15 protein-coding genes and 1 pseudogene are annotated in these 19,892 nt (G+C 63.7%); 5 read left to right on the top strand and 11 right to left on the bottom strand.

Annotated features, from left to right (window positions below; translation table 11 throughout):
- Nucleotides 1–9: 9 nt before the first annotated feature.
- The 3 genes from LQV39_RS15420 to LQV39_RS15410 are packed head-to-tail and all read right to left on the bottom strand — an operon-like array spanning nucleotide 10 to nucleotide 4,920.
- A complete protein-coding gene (locus LQV39_RS15420; protein WP_230027013.1) occupies nucleotides 10–1,236 on the bottom strand; it encodes a cyanophycinase in 1,227 nt (408 codons plus the stop codon).
- A gap of 10 nt (nucleotides 1,237–1,246) precedes the next feature.
- A complete protein-coding gene (locus LQV39_RS15415) occupies nucleotides 1,247–3,973 on the bottom strand; it encodes a TonB-dependent receptor (protein WP_230027012.1) in 2,727 nt (908 codons plus the stop codon).
- On the bottom strand, nucleotides 3,970–4,920 hold the full coding sequence (locus LQV39_RS15410; RefSeq protein WP_230027011.1) for a MurR/RpiR family transcriptional regulator: 951 nt from the start codon (nucleotides 4,918–4,920) through the stop codon (nucleotides 3,970–3,972). Before LQV39_RS15410 ends, LQV39_RS15415 begins: the two co-directional genes overlap by 4 nt.
- Nucleotides 4,921–5,075: 155 nt before the next feature.
- Here LQV39_RS15410 and LQV39_RS15405 point away from each other — a divergent pair, with 155 nt between their 5' ends.
- Nucleotides 5,076–6,194 carry a succinylglutamate desuccinylase/aspartoacylase family protein gene (locus tag LQV39_RS15405; protein ID WP_230027010.1) on the top strand — a complete coding sequence of 373 codons (1,119 nt, stop codon included), beginning with the start codon at nucleotides 5,076–5,078 and terminating at the stop codon, nucleotides 6,192–6,194.
- Nucleotides 6,195–6,207: 13 nt separating this feature from the next.
- Nucleotides 6,208–7,593, top strand: coding sequence for a YfcC family protein (locus tag LQV39_RS15400; protein ID WP_230027009.1), 1,386 nt, complete (start codon nucleotides 6,208–6,210; stop codon nucleotides 7,591–7,593).
- Nucleotide 7,594: 1 nt separating this feature from the next.
- On the opposite strand, the gene LQV39_RS15395 is transcribed toward LQV39_RS15400, so the two are convergent.
- Together LQV39_RS15395 and LQV39_RS15390 are read right to left on the bottom strand one after the other, a co-directional pair.
- The gene (locus tag LQV39_RS15395; protein ID WP_230027008.1) at nucleotides 7,595–8,377 is read right to left on the bottom strand and encodes a hypothetical protein; all 783 of its coding nucleotides are present in this window, start codon (nucleotides 8,375–8,377) and stop codon (nucleotides 7,595–7,597) included.
- A 150-nt stretch (nucleotides 8,378–8,527) separates the two neighbouring features.
- Nucleotides 8,528–10,378: a phosphoenolpyruvate carboxykinase (GTP) gene (locus LQV39_RS15390; RefSeq protein WP_230027007.1), complete on the bottom strand. Its 1,851-nt coding sequence runs from the start codon at nucleotides 10,376–10,378 to the stop codon at nucleotides 8,528–8,530.
- Nucleotides 10,379–10,746: 368 nt separating this feature from the next.
- On the opposite strand from LQV39_RS15390, the gene LQV39_RS15385 reads away from it, so the two are divergent.
- Entirely contained in the window at nucleotides 10,747–11,736 is a 990-nt protein-coding gene (locus tag LQV39_RS15385; protein WP_230027006.1) for a D-2-hydroxyacid dehydrogenase family protein, read from the top strand.
- Nucleotides 11,737–11,772: 36 nt separating this feature from the next.
- On the opposite strand, the gene LQV39_RS15380 is transcribed toward LQV39_RS15385, so the two are convergent.
- On the bottom strand, nucleotides 11,773–12,531 hold the full coding sequence (locus tag LQV39_RS15380; protein WP_230027005.1) for an L-asparaginase: 759 nt from the start codon (nucleotides 12,529–12,531) through the stop codon (nucleotides 11,773–11,775).
- Nucleotides 12,532–12,644: 113 nt separating this feature from the next.
- Here LQV39_RS15380 and LQV39_RS15375 point away from each other — a divergent pair, with 113 nt between their 5' ends.
- A complete protein-coding gene (locus LQV39_RS15375) occupies nucleotides 12,645–13,136 on the top strand; it encodes an asparaginase domain-containing protein (RefSeq protein ID WP_230027004.1) in 492 nt (163 codons plus the stop codon).
- Nucleotides 13,137–13,224: 88 nt separating this feature from the next.
- The gene (locus LQV39_RS15370) at nucleotides 13,225–14,847 is read left to right on the top strand and encodes a catalase (protein WP_230027003.1); all 1,623 of its coding nucleotides are present in this window, start codon (nucleotides 13,225–13,227) and stop codon (nucleotides 14,845–14,847) included.
- A 142-nt stretch (nucleotides 14,848–14,989) separates the two neighbouring features.
- On the opposite strand, the gene LQV39_RS15365 is transcribed toward LQV39_RS15370, so the two are convergent.
- The 5 genes and pseudogenes from LQV39_RS15365 to LQV39_RS15345 all read right to left on the bottom strand — a co-directional run bounded on the left by LQV39_RS15365 (nucleotide 14,990) and on the right by LQV39_RS15345 (nucleotide 19,874).
- The gene (locus LQV39_RS15365) at nucleotides 14,990–15,403 is read right to left on the bottom strand and encodes a type II toxin-antitoxin system HicB family antitoxin (RefSeq protein WP_230027002.1); all 414 of its coding nucleotides are present in this window, start codon (nucleotides 15,401–15,403) and stop codon (nucleotides 14,990–14,992) included.
- A 121-nt stretch (nucleotides 15,404–15,524) separates the two neighbouring features.
- Nucleotides 15,525–15,682, bottom strand: a pseudogene (locus LQV39_RS15360) (type II toxin-antitoxin system HicA family toxin).
- Between the two features lie 261 nt (nucleotides 15,683–15,943).
- Nucleotides 15,944–16,840 carry a recombination-associated protein RdgC gene (locus tag LQV39_RS15355; RefSeq protein ID WP_230027001.1) on the bottom strand — a complete coding sequence of 299 codons (897 nt, stop codon included), beginning with the start codon at nucleotides 16,838–16,840 and terminating at the stop codon, nucleotides 15,944–15,946.
- A gap of 87 nt (nucleotides 16,841–16,927) precedes the next feature.
- Complete coding sequence (dinB, locus tag LQV39_RS15350) at nucleotides 16,928–18,004, bottom strand: DNA polymerase IV (RefSeq protein ID WP_290368591.1); 1,077 nt, start codon at nucleotides 18,002–18,004, stop codon at nucleotides 16,928–16,930.
- An 82-nt stretch (nucleotides 18,005–18,086) separates the two neighbouring features.
- Nucleotides 18,087–19,874 carry a S8 family serine peptidase gene (locus LQV39_RS15345; RefSeq protein ID WP_230027000.1) on the bottom strand — a complete coding sequence of 596 codons (1,788 nt, stop codon included), beginning with the start codon at nucleotides 19,872–19,874 and terminating at the stop codon, nucleotides 18,087–18,089.
- Nucleotides 19,875–19,892 lie beyond the last annotated feature (18 nt).

The following is a 19,892-nucleotide window of genomic DNA, read 5'->3' as shown; positions in this document are numbered from 1 at the left end:
TTAGAACGCTTAGTCCGCCGAATACAGCGGCAGGTGCATCTTCACCGGCCGCACATCCATCCTGATCCGGTAGATCGAATAGGCATCCTCGCGGTTGGTGGCGTATTCCCTGGTATCGGGCACGCGGGTAAAAGTGAATTCGAAGCCGCGTTCCGGCGTACGGCTAGCAGGGCCTTCGAAGGCGATACCGACTGCGCGCTGCTGGTCGCTGTCGGTCAGCTTCTCGAGCAGGTTGACCACCGAGGTATTCCCCAGGATGTCGGTGGTGAAGATCGATTCGCGGTGTTCGCGGTCGATGTTTTTCAGAGCTTCCTTGTCCGGCCCCGGCGAATACGCGCGGTTGACCAGGTTGAAGCGGTCGCCGCTGTCCAGGTAGCTGATGCGCGCATTCGACACATTGAAATTCGGCTGCGCCTTGTCGACCGTGGCGCCGGCCAGGTCGAGCACCAGCGCGCCGCGGTAGCCGATGATGCTCACGTCGCGCGAGGGTCCCACCACGGCGGCGGTGTTCTCGTCGATGCCCAGTCCCAGCGTATAACCCTTGGCCAGCATCACCGGCAGCATGCGGGCGAAACGGCCGCGGATCAGGAAGTGCTGGTCGATGAAGACGTCCTCGCCGACGAAGCCCAGTCCAGGCGCGACGTCCTTGCCATCCGTGATACCGTGCTTCAGCAAGGGCAGCACTTCCAGCGGCGGATCGTAGAACATGGTGCTGCTCATGATGGCGGCGCCGGCGCTGGTGCCGGCGATCACGCCGCCGCGCCGGTACATCGCCCACAGCGCATCCAGCACCGCCGTGTTGCTGCCGTCCGCGCGGCGCAAGGAGCCGGTGATACGGGCCTGGTCGCCGCCGGTGAAGAAGGCGCCGCCGGCTTCGCGCACTGCCTTGGCCGTCGCCGGATCGTCGGCGGCTTTCAGGGCATCGGTGCCGGCCAGGCGCGGCGCGATCGGCACCACGAAGGCTTGCGCACCGTAGCGCTTCAAGACGTCCGCGGTAAGCTGGGCTTCCCGTGCCGGCGTGCCGGCGGCGGTCGGGAACACGGCAATGCGCGCTCCCTTGCCGCCGGCCAGCTCGACGATCTTCTGCCACACCTCGACGTTGTTGGCGCGCAGGCCACCGCCGATGATGACCAGCGAACCTTTCGGCCGGTCCGGCGCTCCGGTCTCAGCCGGCGCCGCGAAAGCGCTTGCGCCGCCAAGCACCAGCGCCAGCGCCAAGCCCCATCTCTTCAGCATACGCACCCCATCACTTGAACGAGTAGTTCGCGCTCACGAAAGCGCTGCGGCCGCGCGGGTCGGTGTAGCTCGGATCGTAGCCGGCCAGGAAGAACCAGGCCTGGTTCGAGAACGGCGGGTCCTTGTCGAGCAGGTTCAGGACGCCGGCGCGCAGCTTGAGGTTCTTGCCGATCGCCCAGCTGCCGGTCAGGTCCCACAGCGAGTAATGCTTCACGTGGTTCGGCGCCAGCAGGGCGTCGGTGAACGGGTCATAGGTCGTGTTCTGGTCGGTGTAGCTTGTCGAGTACTGGTTCGCCAGCGTCAGCGTGACCGGGCCGTTGTCCCATTCGAAGTTGATGCGGTGGCGCCACTTCTGGATCACCTGGTCGTTCAGGAACACACCCAGGTTGCTGCGATAGGGCTCGTTCGGGCCGAACTGGCGGTCGTACTTCAGGATCCAGGTGCCGGACAGGTTGATGCCGAAGCGTCCCCAGGCGCCGCGCTCGGTGCGCCAGTCGGCGCCGATGTCGATGCCCGAGGTCTTCAGGCGGCCCTGGTTTTCCTTCATCAGGAGGATGTTCTCGATGAAGCCGTCCTCGTCGCGCGTGATGTACTTGCCGTTGTAGGCGGCCGGGTTCTCGATGATGACCTGTTCGCCCAGGGTGCTGATCACGTCCTTCTTCTCGATGTTCCAGTAATCGAGCGAGAGGCTGGTGCGCTTGACCGGCTCGAGCACCACGCCCAGCGTGAACTGGCGCGACTTCTCCGGCTTCAGGTTCGGGTTCGAGCGGCGCTCCACGCCCCACTGGTCGGTGCAAGTGTCGATACTGCCTTCCTGCTGCACGCACTGCGGATCGGTCAGGATGCCGGCGGTGGTGCCGAAGATGGTCGGGCGCTTCAGGTCCGACAGCGAAGGCGCGCGGAAGCCGGTGCCGATCGAGCTGCGCAGCAGCAGCGCCGGGGACGGCTGCCAGCGCAGGCCGATCTTCGGATTGGTGGTGTTGCCCACTTCGCTGTAGTGGTCGAAGCGCACCGCGAACTGCATCTCCAGCTCTTTGGTGAAGGGCGCCACCACTTCGGCGAACACCGACGCCACCTTGCGGGTGTCGTCGGCGGTTTCGACCTCGAGCAGCTCGCCAGCTGGAATGGTGCTGTCACGGTCGCCGGCGATGTTGTTCGAATTGAGCAGGTCCGAGGGATTGAACACCTGGTGCTCGTGGCGCAGTTCGCCGCCGATGGCAAGGGCCAGATCGCCGCCGGCCAGTGCGCTCAGGGCGCGCGACATCTTGCCGTCCAGGGAGGTCGATACACCCTTGGCCTTGCGCGCCTCGTCGTTGATCTTGATGCTGTTGATCAGGTCGATGCCGGCCTTGGACGAGGGCGCGAAGGGATTGATGGTCCCGTTGCGCACGGCGGCGTCGAACTGGTCGTACAGCACATAGCCGTTTACGTACTTGTCGACGGCGCGGTTCTCGGCGCGCGACAGGGCCGCGTCGTAGTCCCAGCCGTTCAGCGTGCCGGTGGCGCCCAGCACCAGGCGCTGGCCGGTGCTCTTCACCTCGTTGCTGCGGTTGCCGGCTTCGCTCATGCGGTAGCGGATGCCGCTGAAGGTGTCCGGCAGGCCGGCGCCCGTCAGCGCATTGCGGTAGGCGGTCGGCAGGATGCTGACCGGCAGGTTGCGGATGCGGACCGGGTTCGGCGACAGCACATATTTGGTGTTGGTCTCGGTCTGCACCAGTTCCGCGAACAGCTGGTTTTCCGGATTCAGCTGGAAGGTCGCGCGGCCGATGAAGCCGACCTTGCGCGAGTCCGGATAGATCTCGGTGTCTTCCATGTAGTCGTAGCTGCAGCCTGCCACGCCGCCCGGACCCTTGGCCGCGTACACGGTGGCGGGCGGATTGCAGCCCGGCGCGCTCGGGTTGACCCGGCTGACGGTGCTGCCGGCCGGCAGCAGGCCGGCGGCGATCAGGGCGGCGCGCTGAGCGCCCGAGATGTCGACGTTGGCCGGGAAGGTGTTGCTGGACATCTGGGCCGGCAGCGTGGTTGCCAGCTCGCGCTCCTTGATGAAGCTGCGCTGGCCCGAGCGCAGGCGGTCGAGCTGCTGCACGTCGAGCACGCCGAACACGTTGAAGCGGTCGGTATCCAGGTTGCCGTAGCCGGCGCTGATGCTGGCGGTCTTCTTGCCGGCGCCGCCGTGCTGGGTACCGGCCAGCGAGCCGGAGAGGTCGATGCCGGTGTAGTCCTTGCGGGTGATGAAGTTGATCACGCCGCCGATCGCGTCGGTGCCGTAGATGGCCGAGGCGCCGTCCTTCAGCACCTCGACGCGCTGGATCGCGCCGGCCGGGATGTTGTTCAGGTCGACGCTGGCGTTGTCGCCGGGAGACGCGAAGTTGGCCAGGCGGCGGCCGTTCAGCAGCACCAGCGTGGACGAAGCCCCGATGCCGCGCATGTTGGCCGCGTTGAGGCCGCGCTGGCCCGAGGTGCCGTCCGTGATGCTGGGGCCGTCCGTGATGGGCGCGGTGTTGGCGCTGATGTTCTTGACCAGTTCCGCGGCGGTGGTGGCGCCCATCTTCTCGATGTCCTCGCGGGTGATCATCTGCACCGGCAGGGCCGTCTCGCTGTCGATGCGCTTGATCGAGGAGCCGGTGATCTCCACGCGGTGCAGCTTCTGCCCGTCTTCCTGCGCCTGCGCCCAGGCCTGCTGCGCGATCAGGGCCAGTGCGGCGGCGACGCTCGACGCCAAAATACGTTGTTTCATGCTTTTCTCCCTTTGGGTTTTTTCTGCATGCTGCCGGTACGAATCTGGTGTTCGCCAACCAGGTAGGCGGCAATCGCCTCGGTATGGCGGGCCGCCTTGGCCACATTGGCTTTGTTGGACGTCATCAGCGACACGGCCAGCGCTTCGATCACGGCCAGGGTGCTGCTGCCGCTGCTGGGCAGCACCGGGTGCGCGCTGTGCGCATACAGGACGTGATGCCCCAGCTCGGCGAGTGGCGAGGCGGGCGAATCGGTGATGGAGACGACGGTGGCACCGTGGTCGCGCGCGAAGCGGGTCAGCGGCACGACCGCCAGCGTGTAGCGCGGCAGCGAAATCGCGACCAGCACGTCCTTGCTGGTGATGTTGGCCAGGTGGCTGGCCGCCACTTCGGTGCCGCCGCTGGCGGCCACTTCGACCACGTGCTGGCAGAAGGGCTGCAAATGCATGGCGAGTGTGCCGGCCAAAAACGAGGACAGGCCGAATCCCATCACGTACACGGTGCGGGCCTTGGTGAAGACCGCGCCGATGCGGTCGAGCTGGGCGCCGTCCAGCGCGCGGCTGGCGGCGGTGATGCCCGCCTCTGCATAACTCAGGCTTTCGAGTGCCGGCGACGCTGCCGCGGCCTTGCGGGCGATGGTGCTGCGCAGCTTTTCGACCGGCTGCAGCACTGACTGCAGGGTCTCCGCCACCGCGCCGCGCATCGCCGCATAGTTCTTGAAACCGAGATCGCGGGCAAAGCGGCTGATGGTGGCCGTCGAGACTTCGCAGGCTTCGGCCAGCTCCTCGATCCCCAGCGCCGTCACCCGCACCTGTTTGCGCAACAGGTAGTCGGCGATCGCGCGGTTCGAGGCCGACCCTTCCGCCAGTACCCGCAGCAGGCTCCGGCCGAGCGAAGACTCGGCAAAACCAATGTCAGGCGAAGCGCTGGACGGAACGTTTGGCGTCATCGAAGTTGGATGTCAATGAATAAACATTTCAAAATGTAAACCACATGTATTCACGAACTCAACATGTTTTTGAAAAAAATCCATCATCGATTTACCTTGTGTAAAAATTCATACATAATCGGCCGGGCACGCCGAACCGGCCAGGAGACCCGCATATGCATGCATACGAACACGCGCTCGCGACCGAGCCAGGCGTCGCTTCCTACCAGCTCACTTCCTGGCACTACGGCAGCGCCGGCAGCGGCAAGAAGGCTTATATCCAGGCCGCCTTGCATGCGGACGAGGTGCCGGCGATGCTGGTGGCGCACTTCCTGCGGCGTGAACTGGAGCGGCTGGATGCGGAGGGCCGCGTGCACGGCGAGATCGTGCTGGTGCCGGCCGCGAACCCCATCGGCCTGTCCCAGGTCATGCAGGGCATGCCCTTCGGCCGCTTCGACTTCGGCAGCGGCCTGAATTTCAACCGTGCCTTCCGCCACGTGGCCGAGGAATTGAAGGCCAGCCTGGCCGGGCGGCTGGGGGCGGATGCGGCGGCCAACGTCGCCATGATCCGCAGCGAGGCGCGCGCCGCCGTCAAACGCTGGGAACCGCTCGACCCGACCGCCGTCCTCAAGAAAACCCTGCTGGGCATGGCGATCGACGCCGACATCGTGCTCGACCTGCACTGCGATAACGAAGCCCTGCTTCACGTGTACACCGGCACCGCGCTGGCCGGCCAGGTAAAGCCGCTGGCGGCGCTGCTCGGCGCGCGCGCCCTGCTGCTGTCGAACGCGTCCGGCGGCGAACCCTTCGACGAAGCCTGCAGCCGCCTGTGGTGGGACCTCGCCGCCCACTTCGGCCCGCAGACGCCGATTCCGCCGGCCTGCGCCGCCATCACGGTGGAGCTGCGCGGCGAGATGGACGTGCGCTACGACGTCGCCGAACAGGATGCGCAGGCGCTGCTGCACTACCTGGCGCGCGAAGGCCTGCTCGATATTCCCTTGCTGTCCCTGCCCGCACCCTTGTGCGAAGCGACGCCTTTGGAGGGCGTCGAACCGCTGCATGCACCGCAGTCGGGCGTGCTGGTGTTCCTGAAGCAGCTCGGCGAGCAGGTCGCGGCGGGCGAGGCCGTCGCCGACATCGTCAACCCTGTCACCGGCGTTACCGCCAGCGTGCGCGCCAGCCGCGGCGGCCTGCTGTTCGCCTCTACCTCTCATCGCCATCTGCTGCGCGGCATGCACATCTGTAAAATCGCGGGCGATACGCCCTTCCGTTCCGGTTCCCTGTTGAGTCAATAAGAAAGCAAAGAGCATGCGCCTGCGAATGCCCAATACCTTCGTGCTGCTGTTTACTATCCTCGCGCTGATCGCGCTGGCGACCTGGTTCGTCCCCGGCGGGAAGTACGAGACCCACCTCGTCAACGGCAAGCAGCTGGTCGACCCGAACACCTTCCATTACGTGGCGAGTAGCCCGCAGGGACTGGTGGCGCTGATGAAGGCGCCCATCAAAGGCTTCGTCGAGGCGGCGCAGATCATCGGCTTCGTGCTGATCGTCGGCGGCGCCTTCGCGGTGGTGCAGAAGACCGAGGCAATCGACACCGCGATTCGCTCGATCGCCCGCGCGCATGAACACTCGGCGCTGGTGCGCGCGACCATCATCCCCGTGTTCGTGACCCTGTTCTCATTGGGCGGCGCCACCTTCGGCATGAACGAGGAGGTGATTCCCTTCATCCTGATCTTCGTGCCGCTGGCGCTGGCGCTGGGCTACGACACCATCACCGGCGTATCGATTCCCTTCCTCGGCTCGCAGGTCGGCTTCGGCGCCGCCTTCCTGAACCCTTTCAATGTCGGCATCGCCCAGGGCATCGCCGGCGTGCCGGTGTTCTCGGGGATGGGTTATCGCCTGATCGTGTGGGCCGCGGCGACCCTGGTCACAATCGCCTTCCTGATGTGGTACGCCGCGCGTGTCAAACGCAATCCGGCGCTGAGCCCGACCTTCGTGCTGGACCAGGCCAGGCGCCAGGAACATCCGGCCGTCATGACGTCCACGGAACACATGACGGGCCGCCACGTCGCGGTGCTGGCGATCTTCGCGCTTTCGCTCGGCACGATGGTGATCGGCGTGGTGAAGTACGACTGGTTCATCGACGAGATCGCGGCCCTGTTCCTGACGATGGCGATCGTGGTCGGCATGGTCGGCCGCCTCGGTCCCGACAGCTGGGTGGCGTCCTTCATGCAGGGCGCGAAAGACCTGGCGCCGACGGCGCTGGTGATCGCGATCGCACGCGCGACCATGATCCTCGCGCGCGACGCCCACATCATCGACACCATCCTGCACGGCCTGATGCCGCTGGTGCAGTCCAGCCACCCGGTGTTCGCGGCGCAGAAGATGTACCTGATCCAGTCGGTGATCAACTTCTTCATCCACTCGGGCACCGGCCAGGCCGCGCTGACCATGCCGATCATGGCGCCGCTGGCCGACCTGGTGGGCGTGACGCGCCAGACCGCGATCCTGGCGTTCCAGCTCGGCGAGCTGTCCACGCCGATGATTCCGACCTCGGGCATCACGGTGGGCGTGCTGGCGCTGGCGCGCGTGCCCTGGCTGACCTGGGCCAAGTGGATGGTGCCGCTGCAGCTGATTTATCTGGTACTGGCTTTGCTGCTCCTGGTGCCGCCCTGCTTGATGCAGTGGAGTTGAACTAGTTACGCCAGGCCCAGAACGCGCCCATCATCATGTTCGCCGGGTATTCCTTGCCGTTGTAGCGCATGCGGTAGCGGAAAGCGTCGCGTTTGGTTTTCTTGCCGTCTTCGTAGCGGGGGATGGCCGTTACCAGCAAGTCCGCGTAGCCATTCGTGGACGTCTTGCCGACGCTGAGGGTCAGGGCGTAATACACGACGGGTGCGGGATCCGGGCTGCAGCTGGTCGATTCCTGGTCGTCGAAGTTCCATGCCTTGGTCGTCATGCCCTTCATGACCGGGCTGATCCTGCTGCCTTCCATGACATACAGGCTGCGCTCCGGTCCCCCGCCGCCCTGCGCACAGTGCGGGCTGTAGTCGCTACCGATATCGACGCCGAAAGCGCGTACGTCCGGTGCCAGGTCGTAGGCGGCCGTGTCGATGCCCAGATTGCCCTCTTCCAGCCGGGTGGTGGCGTCCACTTCGATGAGGGAACGGTAGGCGCTGACGACCTTGCCCTTCCTTTCGTCAATCGCCACGATGACCAGGTTTTTCTGTTCATCGCTCTTGCCGTCATAGGCGAAGGCGCCGAGCATCAAGCCCTGCTTGCCGGGCCAGCGCTTGCAGGCGGCGGCGACGACTTCGCCGCCGTCGTTGGCGAAGCTGAAGTCCTCGATCTTCAAATAGGCGCCAACCTGCTCGAGCGCTTTCGCGCTGCAGGTTTGTGCTTGCGCGGCCCGGACTTCGCCGCCTGCCGACACCAGCAACCCGATCGCGGCTGCGCCTATCCACCGTTCAATTTGCATGCACGCTCCCTTGGATGCGCCGTCGCATAATTCTTCAATGAAACATTCTAATGAAAAAAGGGACAGGCGCAATGCCTGTCCCCTTTTCCGTTTTTGCGCGGCCGGTTTGCGTGAACCTGGCCGTCGTCTCCCCGCTAAAACTCTCGGACTTTATGCGCCCAAACGCTGCTCCAGCTGCTGCTTGGTCGCCACCAGTTCCTGCGGCAGGCGGTAGGCCAGCTTGTCGAACAGTTCGCTGTGCAGCTTCAGTTCTTCGCGCCAGGCGTCCTTGTCGATCGAGGTGATCTGCTGGAACTGCTGCTCGGTGAAGTCGATGCCGGTCCAGTTCAGGTCGCCGTATGCGGGCGAGGTGCCGAACATGTGCTCGACGCCGCCCTGGCTACCCTCGGTGCGCTCCAGGATCCACTTCAGCACGCGCATATTGTCGCCGTAGCCCGGCCACACGAATTTGCCCTGCTCGTCGGTACGGAACCAGTTGACGCAGAAGATCTTCGGCTGCGCGGATACTTTCCTGCCCAGGTCCAGCCAGTGCTGGAAGTAGTCGCTCATGTTGTAGCCGATGAAGGGCAGCATCGCGTAGGGGTCGCGACGCACGATGCCCATCTGGCCGGCGGCGGCGGCGGTGGTTTCCGAGCCCATGGTGGCGGCCATGTAGACGCCTTCGGTCCAGTTGCGGGCTTCGGTCACCAGCGGCACGGTGGTCGAGCGGCGGCCGCCGAAGATGAAGGCCGAGATCGGCACGCCGGCCGGATCGTCCCAGGCCGGGTCGATGACCGGGTTCTGGGTCGCGGCCACGGTGAAGCGCGCGTTCGGGTGCGCCGCCTTGGTGCCCGAGGCCGGGGTCCAGTCCTTGCCCTGCCAGTCGATCAGGTGCGCCGGCGCCTCTTTCGTCATGCCTTCCCACCAGACGTCGCCGTCATCGGTCAGCGCGACGTTGGTGAAGATGACGTTCTCGCGCAGCGAGGCCATGCAGTTGGGGTTGGTCTTGTCGTTGGTGCCCGGGGCCACGCCGAAGTAGCCGGCTTCCGGGTTGATCGCGACCAGCTTGCCGTCCGCGCCCGGCTTGATCCAGGCGATGTCGTCGCCGATGGTGGTGACCTTCCAGCCTTCGAAGCCGGCGGGCGGGATCAGCATCGCGAAGTTGGTCTTGCCGCAGGCCGAGGGGAAGGCGGCGGCCACGTATTTTTTCTCACCCTTGGGCGATTCGACGCCCAGGATCAGCATGTGCTCGGCCAGCCAGCCGGTGCCGCCCTGCTGGGCTTCCTGGTAGCCCATGTTGGAGGCGATGCGCAGCGCGAAGCACTTCTTGCCCAGCAGCGCGTTGCCGCCGTAGCCCGAGCCGAAGGACCAGATCTCGCGGGTTTCCGGATAGTGGACGATATACTTGGTGGCGTTGCACGGCCAGCGCACGTCCTGCTGGCCGGCCTGCAGCGGCATGCCGACGCTGTGCACGCAAGGCACGAACTCGCCCTGCTCGCCCAGCACGTCGTACACGGCCTTGCCCATGCGGGTCATGATGCGCATGTTGACGGCCACGTAGGGCGAGTCGGACAGTTCGACGCCGATGTGGGCGATCGGCGAACCCAGCGGGCCCATCGAGAACGGCACCACATACATGGTGCGGCCGGCCATGCAGCCGTCGAACAGGCCGTTCAGGGTCTGGCGCATCTCTTGCGGGTCGGTCCAGTTGTTGGTCGGGCCGGCCTGCTCTTTCGTTGCCGAGCAGATGAAGGTGCGGTCTTCCACGCGGGCCACGTCGCTCGGGTCCGAGCAGGCCAGGTAGGAATTCGGGCGCTTCTCGGGGTTCAGGCGCTTCATCGTGCCGGCTTCGACCATCAGGGCGCACAGGCGGTCGTACTCTTCCTGCGAGCCGTCGCACCAGTAGATGGCGTCGGGCTTGGTCAGGGCTGCGATATCGGCCACCCAATGGATGAGTTTGTCGTGCTTGATGTAAGCTGGGACCTTCAGTGCGGCGACGCCGCCCATGACGGGCTGGTTCATGAGTACCTCCAATGCCAATTAAGAATTCTTTGGCCTCGAAAAGCCGGCTTCGCGTCGCAGAGCCGCGGCTGGCAACGGTTGTTCGAGGTTCCGTCCTGGTGTCACATGTCCCGGTACCGGGCCCGCGCTCAAGAATCCATTTGGCAATGGTTCGGCGCCGGAGTAACGTATTGCTGCGGTGTCAAAAGATGTCAATCAGACATCGTCTGCCTTTATTTCTGGTCGATTCTACACCTGAAAAAATGCGTTTCAAATGCTTTCACAACAAAAATGTAGGAAATTTGGTTGACTAATGTAGTAGGTTATTCCTCATCTTTTGATTCCGCGTTATTTCATTACTTACCCGTACGAAATTTACGAAAACTCTTATGAAAATAGCCATCCTTGACGATTTCCAGGACGCCGTGCGTCAGCTGGATTGCTTTCAATTGTTGGACGGCCATGAGGTCAAAGTGTTCACGAATTCGACCCGTGGACTGGGCCAGCTGGCGATCCGCCTGGCGCAGTTCGACGCGCTGGTCCTGATCCGCGAACGCACTGCCTTTCCGCGCGCCCTGCTGGCCAAGCTGCCGAACCTGAAGCTGATTTCGCAGACCGGCAAGCTGGCCGGCCACGTCGACGTCGCTGCCGCGACCGAGCACGGCGTGGCGATCGCGGAAGGCATCGGTTCGCCGGTGGCGCCCGCCGAGCTGACCTGGGCGCTGATCATGGCGGCCAGCCGCAAGATCGTTCCCTATGCCAACAACCTGAAGCAGGGCTTGTGGCAGACGGCCTCGATCAATCCGGAACTGAACGGCCTGGGCCGCACGCTGAAGGGCCGTACCCTGGCGATCTGGGGCTACGGCAAGATCGGCCGCATGGTGGCCGGCTATGGCAAGGCTTTCGGGATGCAGATCATGGTGTGGGGCAGCGAAGCCAGCCGCGCGGCGGCGGTGGCCGACGGCTATCAGGCGGCGCCCTCGCGCGAAGCCTTCTTCGAACAGGCCGACGTGCTGAGCCTGCACTTGCGCCTGAACGATGCGACGCGCGGCATCGTCACCGCGGATGACCTGGCGCGGATGCAGCGCGATGCGCTGTTCGTGAATACCAGCCGGGCCGAGCTGCTGGCAGAGAATGCCCTGGAAGAAGCTCTGCAGCGCGGGCGCCCGGGATATGCAGCGCTGGATGTGTTCACCAGCGAGCCGCTGCCGGCGGAATCTCCCTTACTGAAGATCCCGACCGTGCTGGCGACGCCCCACCTGGGCTATGTGGAGAAGGACAGCTACGAGCTGTACTTCCGGGTGGCCTTCGAGAACGTCGTCAATTTTGCGAAGGGTCAGCCGACCAACATTCTGAATCCGGACGCGTTGGCGATTTGAACGGTGCTTCCGCGTGGGCTCGAGGTGCCCACGCGTTCAACGAAGTTCCGGCTCGCCCGTGAAATTGGGCTTCGCAGCCGGCATGACATGCCGGCGCGTCCACAGTCCAGCCCAGCCCGGCGGCCATTCAATGACGGGGCCGGCATACGCGGGCAGGCCGGCGCGCACCGGCACCACAGGCACCGGCGGCATCTCGACCAGGGCGCTGCCCTTGGGCTGCGGGGCCATGTCGAAACTGTACATGTAGCCCGGCAGCAAAGCATCGCAGACGCCGGCGAACCAGGCGGTGTGGTCTTCGTCACGGCCGAGCGCGCGCGCCAGGCCTTCGGGATCGAACCTGGCCAGCGCGTGGATCAGCTCGTCCGTGCTGGCGCCGGGGGCGTCTCCCCATCCCATCACCGGGTTGCCGTTGTAGTCGGCGCCCGAGCCGTACCAGCCCTCACGCCAGGGCCGCTGCATCCAGTCGCGCTGGCCGGTGAACAGATGCCAGCGCCAGTGCAGGCCGGAAGGTTTCGGCCAGGAATGCAGGTAGAGCTTTTCGTAGCCGGCCTTGTGCAACTCGCGCACCATCGCCATCAGGCGGGCGTGGGGCATGCGGTCCGGCGGCGAGCGGCGGAATAAAATGGCTTCGCCATCGGCGTGCTGCACTTCGTCGGTGGAAAGGTTGAGGTCGAGGGTACGCGGTTCGTTGCCGAAGCGCGCGGAGATCCATCCAGTCAGGAGATTGACGTGGACGATGACGCCATAACCGCGATGGCGATGAAAGATGACAGTGCCTGGAGCGACGGGTTTCATGTGATCAGTGTACTCATCCGATCCGGACGATTCTAGCGCAGTCACATACGGATACACTACGGTTTGCGGCTATCATTAGCCACCTTATTTTTCTGCGTTTCCAAACCATCATCATGACTTTACGGATCATCGCCACCGGCGGCACCTTCGACAAACACTACAATGAACTCAATGGCGTGCTGGGCTTTTCTGACAGCCATTTGCCTGAGGTTATCAAGCGTTCCCGCATCACGGTGCCGGCCGCGCTCGAGGTCGTTTCCCTGCTCGATTCGCTCGACATGCAGGACGCCGACCGCCAGAAGGTCCTGGCCGCCTGCCAGGCCGCCAGCGAGAAGGCGATCGTGATCGTGCACGGCACCGACACCATGCGCGAAACCGCCGAGGTGCTGGGCGCGGCCGCCGGCACGAGCGATAAAACCATCGTCTTTACCGGCGCCATGATCCCCTACGAAATCGCGAACTCGGATGCGCTGTTCAACTTCGGCTTCGCCTGCGGCGTCGCCCAGACCCTGCCGCCGGGCGTCTACGTGGCCATGAACGGCACGATTTTCAGCTGGGATAACGTGACCAAGAACCGTGCGGCCGGCGTGTTCCAGGCGCGCTGACACGGCAGCATTGCTGGACGGCTAACGCGCGCTGCGCCTTGGCCGCCATTTGTACAATGCTCCTTCCATCACGCAGGAGGAGCAAGCAATGAGCGAGCAGCGCCCGACCCTGACCACGCGCCAGGGTCATCCCGTCCGCGACAACCAGTCCCTGCGCTCGGTTGGCGAGCGCGGCCCGGCCACACTGGAAAACTACCAGTTCATCGAGAAGATCACCCACTTCGACCGCGAGCGCATTCCCGAACGCGTGGTGCACGCGCGCGGCACCGGCGCCCACGGCTATTTCGAAGCCTACGGCAAGATCGGCGATGAGCCCGCCAGCAAGTTCACCCGCGCCCGCGTCCTCAACGAGGTCGGCGTGCAGACACCCGTCTTCGTTCGCTTCTCAACCGTGATCGGCGGCAAGGAATCGCCGGAGACGGCACGCGACCCGCGCGGCTTCGCGGTCAAGCTGAAAACCCTGGACGGCAACTGGGACCTGGTCGGGAACAACCTCAAAGTGTTTTTCATCCGCGACGCGATCAAGTTCCCGGACATGATCCACGCCTTCAAACCCGACCCGGTCACCAACCAGCAGGAGCCGTGGCGCTTCTACGATTTCATTTCGAATCACCCGGAAGCCCTGCACATGGTCACCTGGGTCAAGAGCCCGTGGGGCATCCCGGCCAACTACCGCGAGATGGAAGGCTCGGGCGTCAACACCTATAAACTGGTGAACGACCAGGGCATCGCCCACCTCGTGAAATTCCATTGGCAGCCGAAACAGGGCGTGCGCAATCTGACCTCGCAACAGGCCGCCGAGATCCAGGGCCGCGACACCAGCCACGCCACGCGCGACCTGTATGAGGCCATCGAGCGCGGCGAGTTCCCGGAGTGGGAATTCTGCGTGCAGATCATGTCCGACGGCGAGCATCCGGAACTCGACTTCGATCCGCTGGACGACACCAAGCGCTGGCCGGAAGACCAGTTTCCGCTGCTGCCGCTGGGGCGCATGGTATTGAATAAGAATCCAGACAATGTGTTTGCCGAAACCGAGCAATCGGCCTTCGGCACCGGCGTGCTGGTCGACGGCATCGACTTCTCCGACGACAAGATGCTGCAGGGCCGCACCCTGTCCTACTCGGACACCCAGCGCTACCGCGTCGGCCCCAACTACCTGCAGTTGCCGGTCAACGCGCCGCAAGACGGCGCCCGCGCCCGCACCAACCAGCGCGACGGCCAGATGGCCTTCTACGTCGACGGCGGCGGCGAAGAGAAGCACATCAACTACGAGCCCAGCCTGCTGGGCGGCCTGCAGGAAGCGCCGCAGCCGCAGAAGGACTACCACCAGTATGTGCAGGGCCACATCGGCCGCTACCAGACCACCTCGACCTCGGCGGACTACAGGCAGGCCGGCGACCGCTACCGTACTTTCGAGGACTGGGAGCGCGAGGACCTGGTGAACAACGTCGGCGGCGACCTGAAGAAATGCCCGGAAATCATCCAGCTGCGCATGGTCTGGCACCTGTGGCACTGCGACGAGGACTACGGCCGCCGCGTGGCGCAGGTGGCCGGCATCGACCTGGAAAAAGCCAGGGCCCTGCCGCCGCTGCCGGGCAAGCCGGCGCCGCACGAGGACCGGGAAGGCGCGACCTATACTAGCGGGCAGGAGGAGATGGGTTCGGGTGGGAGGAAGGAGCCGTCGACTTCGGAGGAGGTGGCGGCGAAGTAGTTCGGAAAATAGAGAAACAAAAATTTTGCTGCTGTTAGATCTTTAGAAGCACGAACTTAGCTTCTCTCTGCTTCATTTAGTTATGAAAAACCCCAAAAGTTAATACTCAACTTTTGGGGTTTTTAGTGAAGTCAGCTTTTTGTTAGGCCGTTTCCATTTCCTCAGCAATTACAGCAAGTGCGGCTCTAGATATAAAGCCGCTGCGAGTTTCATGACGACTCTCTGTAAAGTTATCAATCTTTTTTAATACAAAACGTGGAAGAGAAATATTGATTCTCTCTGGCTTGGCATCGATCTTCGATAAGTCGATATCTACCAATGCCCAGATTGCCCCTACAAAATCTTCCTCTTTTGTAAGATCTTCGATCTTGGAGGCCTTCACCTCCAGAGCATCTCCCTGCTCTACCATTGCTTCGAAATGGCTATATACGGCTTCTCTTGCGTTTTTGATTGCTTCGTCAATTGAATCACCAAATGAATAGCATCCCGGAACGTCTGGAATTGTTACGCCATAAACGCTATTCGGATCTTTATGAATCGCGAGCGGCAGTTCCATTTTAGTACCTCATTTTAAAAAATGGCTTAATTTAATGTTGTTAGCCTTAACATCAAAAAAGCACTCGAAGAATCACTGTGAATTCTTCCGCCTCTGGCGCCAACCAGAGGCGGAAGTCGGATTACTTGAGGCCCGCGTCCTTAAGGATGCGGTTTGCTGTCCCAACTGGCAGGTCCTTTTTAGGGTGTGGGACCGTTATAAGGTGCCTGACGCCGGACTTTTGAAAGTGTGGTGGCTGCCGGCTACACGCACCTCCGTCCACCCACTTTCCTCAAGCATCCGAATCAAGGCTGATGAATTCATCAGGACTCTCCCCTTTCGAATAGTTGATGTGTGTAATTATACACACAAATTCCATTCTGTGTGTATTTTTGTGTATTCTCATGTGAAGACAGTTAGCGTAAGCTCAAGAGCTGGCAGGTCAGCTCTAAGCTTTTGCCGTTTGACCATTAAAAAACCCCAAAAGCCGCTACTCAGCTTTTGGGGTTCGATCAAGCGCAGTGTCCAGGTATTTGATACCTTGCACATTGTAATAAATGCCTACGCCTTGGCCTCACCACCCAGCGCCTCAACCAGATCCGCCAGCATCTTGGCCAGCTCACCCGTCATCAGCATGATGTCGTTATCGAAACGCTCGTCATCGCTGTAGGTGATGGTTTCGTTTTCCTTGATCACGTCCAGCGGCTTGATGCCCTTGACGGCCAGCGACTCGGTGAGCACGAAGGACACGCGGCTGTTCCAAGTCATGGCCAGGCGGGTGCACTGCTTGCCGGCGGCGATGTGGCGGCGGATGTCTTCCGGGTCCAGCGAGTGCTTCACGTAGCGCACCGCGGCCTTGCTCTCGCCGGTGGCGCGCAGCTCGGTGTCCTGGTCGATCGTGAAGTTGTACGGCGCTTCGTCCGATTCCAGCCAGCCGGTCATGACGGCCACCGGCGAGCTCTGCACGCGCAGCGATTCCAGCGGCATCTTGTCGACGGCCTTCAGCAGCAGCTTGATGACCTCGTCGGCTTTCGACGGGCTGGCGGCGTCGATCACGAGCCAGCCGTTGACCGGGTCGATCCAGGTCCAGACATTGCTGCGGATCGAGAAGGCGCGCGGCAGCAGCTCGTCGGCCACGCGTTCCTTCAGTTCCTTCATGGCCTTCTTGCCCGGCGGGAAGCCCTGCTGCTCTTCCAGCTCGGCGGCTCTAGCCTTGGCAACCTGGTTGATGACCGAGCCCGGCAGCAGTTTCTTTTCGGTGCCCAGCATCATGAGCATCTGTTTGTTGACTTCGTGGACCAGCTTGCCATTGCCGCGCGGCGAATCCCAGCCCTGGCGCAGCAGTTCATTGCTGCTGGCCGGCGTGAACGCCTGCGACTGCAGCGCCGCTTCCATTTGTTCGGTGCTAAAAGCCCACGGTGCGGGCAGACGGTAGATCTGAAGATTCTTGAACCACATAGTTGCTTTCAGTTATCTCTTTTTTCCAGGGGAACGACATTCTACACGCTGCCGGGCAGCTATTTTCACCCGACAGCGCAGCCTTTTTTAATGTGTTGCGCGTTCGTCAAACAAGCTGAGCTGCTCGACCTGCTCGGTATCGCTCAAGCGCACGCCGACGCCCAGCAGACGCACCGGGCGGCTGGCGCGCAGCCAGCCGGCTTCCATCAGGTGGGCGTAGATCGCCAGGTTCGGCGCGTAGCCCACGCACTCGACCGTGGTCTGCTGGAAGTCGTTGAACTTGAGCTTCACGAACAGCTTGTTGATGAATTTTTCGGCATTGTTGCGCTTGATCCGGCCCTGCAGGTGTTCCATCAGCTCCGGCAGCAGGGCCAGGCAGGCGGGCAGGTCCGGCACGTCGGGCGTATAGGTTTCCTCGGTGCTGATCGATTTCCTTTCGCGCACCGGATTGACCTCGCGGTAGTCGATGCCGCGGCACAGGTCGTGCAGGCGGGCGCCGAAGGAGCCGAAGTGTTCCTGCAGCTTCGCCATGTTCCAGGTCCGCAGGTCGGCGCAGGTTTCCACACCCAGGCTTTTCATCTTGGCCGCCGTGACCTTGCCGACGCCATGCAGCTTTTTCACCGGCAGCGCGGCCACGAAGGCATCGACCTCCTCCGGTCGCACCAGGAACAGGCCGTCCGGCTTGTTCCAGTCGCTGGCAATCTTGGCCACGAACTTGCTCGGCGCCACGCCCGCCGAGGCCGTGATGCCGACGGTCTCGAAGATGCGCCGCCGGATCTCCTGCGCGATCAGGGTTGCGCTGCCCTTGCAGTGCTGGGAATCGGTGACGTCCAGGTAAGCCTCGTCCAGCGACAGCGGCTCGACCAGCTCTGTATAGTCGCGGTAGATGTCCATGATCTGGCGCGAGGCAATCCGGTACTTCTCCATGTTCGGCGGGATCAGGAGCAGCTGCGGGCACAGCTTCATCGCCTGGGCGGTGGCCATCGCCGAATGGATGCCGAAGCGGCGCGCCTCGTAGTTGCAGGTGGCGATCACGCCGCGCTGGTCCGGCCGCCCTCCCACCGCCAGCGGCCGGCCGCGCAGGGACGGGTCATCCCGCATCTCGACGGAAGCGTAGAAACAGTCGCAGTCGCAGTGGATGATCTTGCGGGTGGGATTATTCATACTGTAATTGCATACAGTATAAGTGCTAACAAAAAAGGCGCGCAACTTTCGTTACGCGCCTCTCCTCAGGCCATGCGCCTGCTTACCAGGTGAACTTGAGCGTGTACTTGCCCAACGGACCCGCGTGATAGCGCACGCGCACTACGCGCGCCTGGGTGGTGGTCGCCGTGTTGGTCACCGATACCGCATCGTTCACGCCGGCGCCGTTGGTGCTGACGGCAAGCTGGGTGCCGGCGCTGTTGTAGGCGTACAGGTCATAGTCGCTGGTGCTGCCGCCCTGGGTCAGCGTGGCAGTCAAGGTCTTGCCGGCCGGGACTTGCACGATGTAGTAGTCGATGTCGTTACTGGCCGACATCGTGCCGTTCACCACGGTGCCCGAGGCCGCCACCGGATTGGCGTTCGAGAACCAGTTGTTCGGCTCGACTTCGTTCTGGGTCGTCGGCTGCACCGCGACGGTGGCCGTCACCGCGTTCACGGCCGCAGCCGCGTCGACGATGCCGGCGCCGCAGCCCGAGCAGGCGGCCGGGAAGGCGCGCGCGGTGGCTTTCAGCTTGGCTTCGACTTCGTCCGGCGTCAGGTTCGGGTTCTTCGCCAGCATCAGGGCGGCCACGCCGGCCACGTGCGGGGTCGCCATCGAGGTGCCCATCATGTAGCCGTAGTTGTCGCTGGCCGGGGTGCTGGTGCCGGCATTCCAGGTCGACAGGATGGCCGCGCCGCTGTCGCCGCCCGGCGCCGCGACGTCGACATTCGCGCCGTAGTTCGAGTAGGACGCCTTGCCGCCGCTGCGGCCGACCGCCGCCACCGTGATCACGCCGGCGCAGTTGGCCGGGTTCGCGTTCGAGGCATTGACGTTCGAATTGCCGGCCGCGACCACGACCACGGCGCCGCGCGAGCGGGCGCTGTTGATCGCGTTCTGGGTGGTGGTGTCGCAGGCGCCGCTGCCGCCCAGCGACAGGTTCAGCACGCGCGCCTTGTTCGGGTTGGCCGGGGCGCCGGTGACCGCGCCGCCGGACGCCCAGATCATGGCGTCGGCGATGTCCGAGGTATAGCCGCCGCACTTGCCCAACACGCGCACCGGCACGACCTTGGCGCCCCAGGCGACGCCGGCCACGCCGACGCCGTTGTTGGTTTTCGCGGCGATGGTGCCGGCCACGTGGGTGCCGTGCCAGCTCGAGGCATCGTCCTGGGCCGGCAGGCCGCCGCCGCACTGCCCGGCGGTGGTGCTGTCGCCCGGGTCGCTGGCGTCGCTGTCGCGGCCGTTGCCGTCGGCGGCGATGGCGGCGCTGGTAATGAAGTCATAGCCCGGCAGGATCTGGCCGGACAGGTCCGCGTGCGGACGGTAGCCGGTATCGATCACGGCCACGTTGATGCCGGCGCCGGTCGACTTGTCCCAGGCGGCAGGCAGGTTCAGGCCGCCCTTGGCGTCGTAGTAGTGCCACTGCTGGGTGTACATCGGGTCGTTCGGGGTGAACAGCGGAACCATGATGCGGTCCGGCTCGGCGTATTCGACGTCCGGGTCGCGCGCCATCAGCTCGGCGGCCAGGGTGCGGGCTTCGTCCAGCGACATGGTGCGGCTCAGCTGCAGCACGTTGGCGCCGGTGGCGGTGGCGCGCAGTGCGCGCATGGTGGCGCCAAGCTGCTGGCCGGCGCGGGCTTGCAGGGCCTGGCGCGCGGCCGACATGGCGCGTTCGGGCACGGCGCCCTTGGAATTGTCGACCGCGTCCTTGTACTTGACGATCAGGCGATCGGTCTGGGTAATCACTTTGGTTCGTGCCGCATCCGACGGCGCTGCGTGAGCAGCCAGCGAGCCGAAGGCGACGAGGGCTGCGGCGCAGATTTTCAACACGGGATACATCTTGTGGTGCGTCATGCTTTGCTTCCTCTTCTG

Origin of the sequence: Massilia sp. Bi118, from assembly GCF_918697865.1 — a bacterium.
Classification (GTDB): Bacteria; Pseudomonadota; Gammaproteobacteria; order Burkholderiales; family Burkholderiaceae_D; genus Telluria.
The sequence above is the reverse complement of the archived record's forward strand: the minus strand, read 5'-3'. Positions and strand labels throughout refer to the sequence as shown.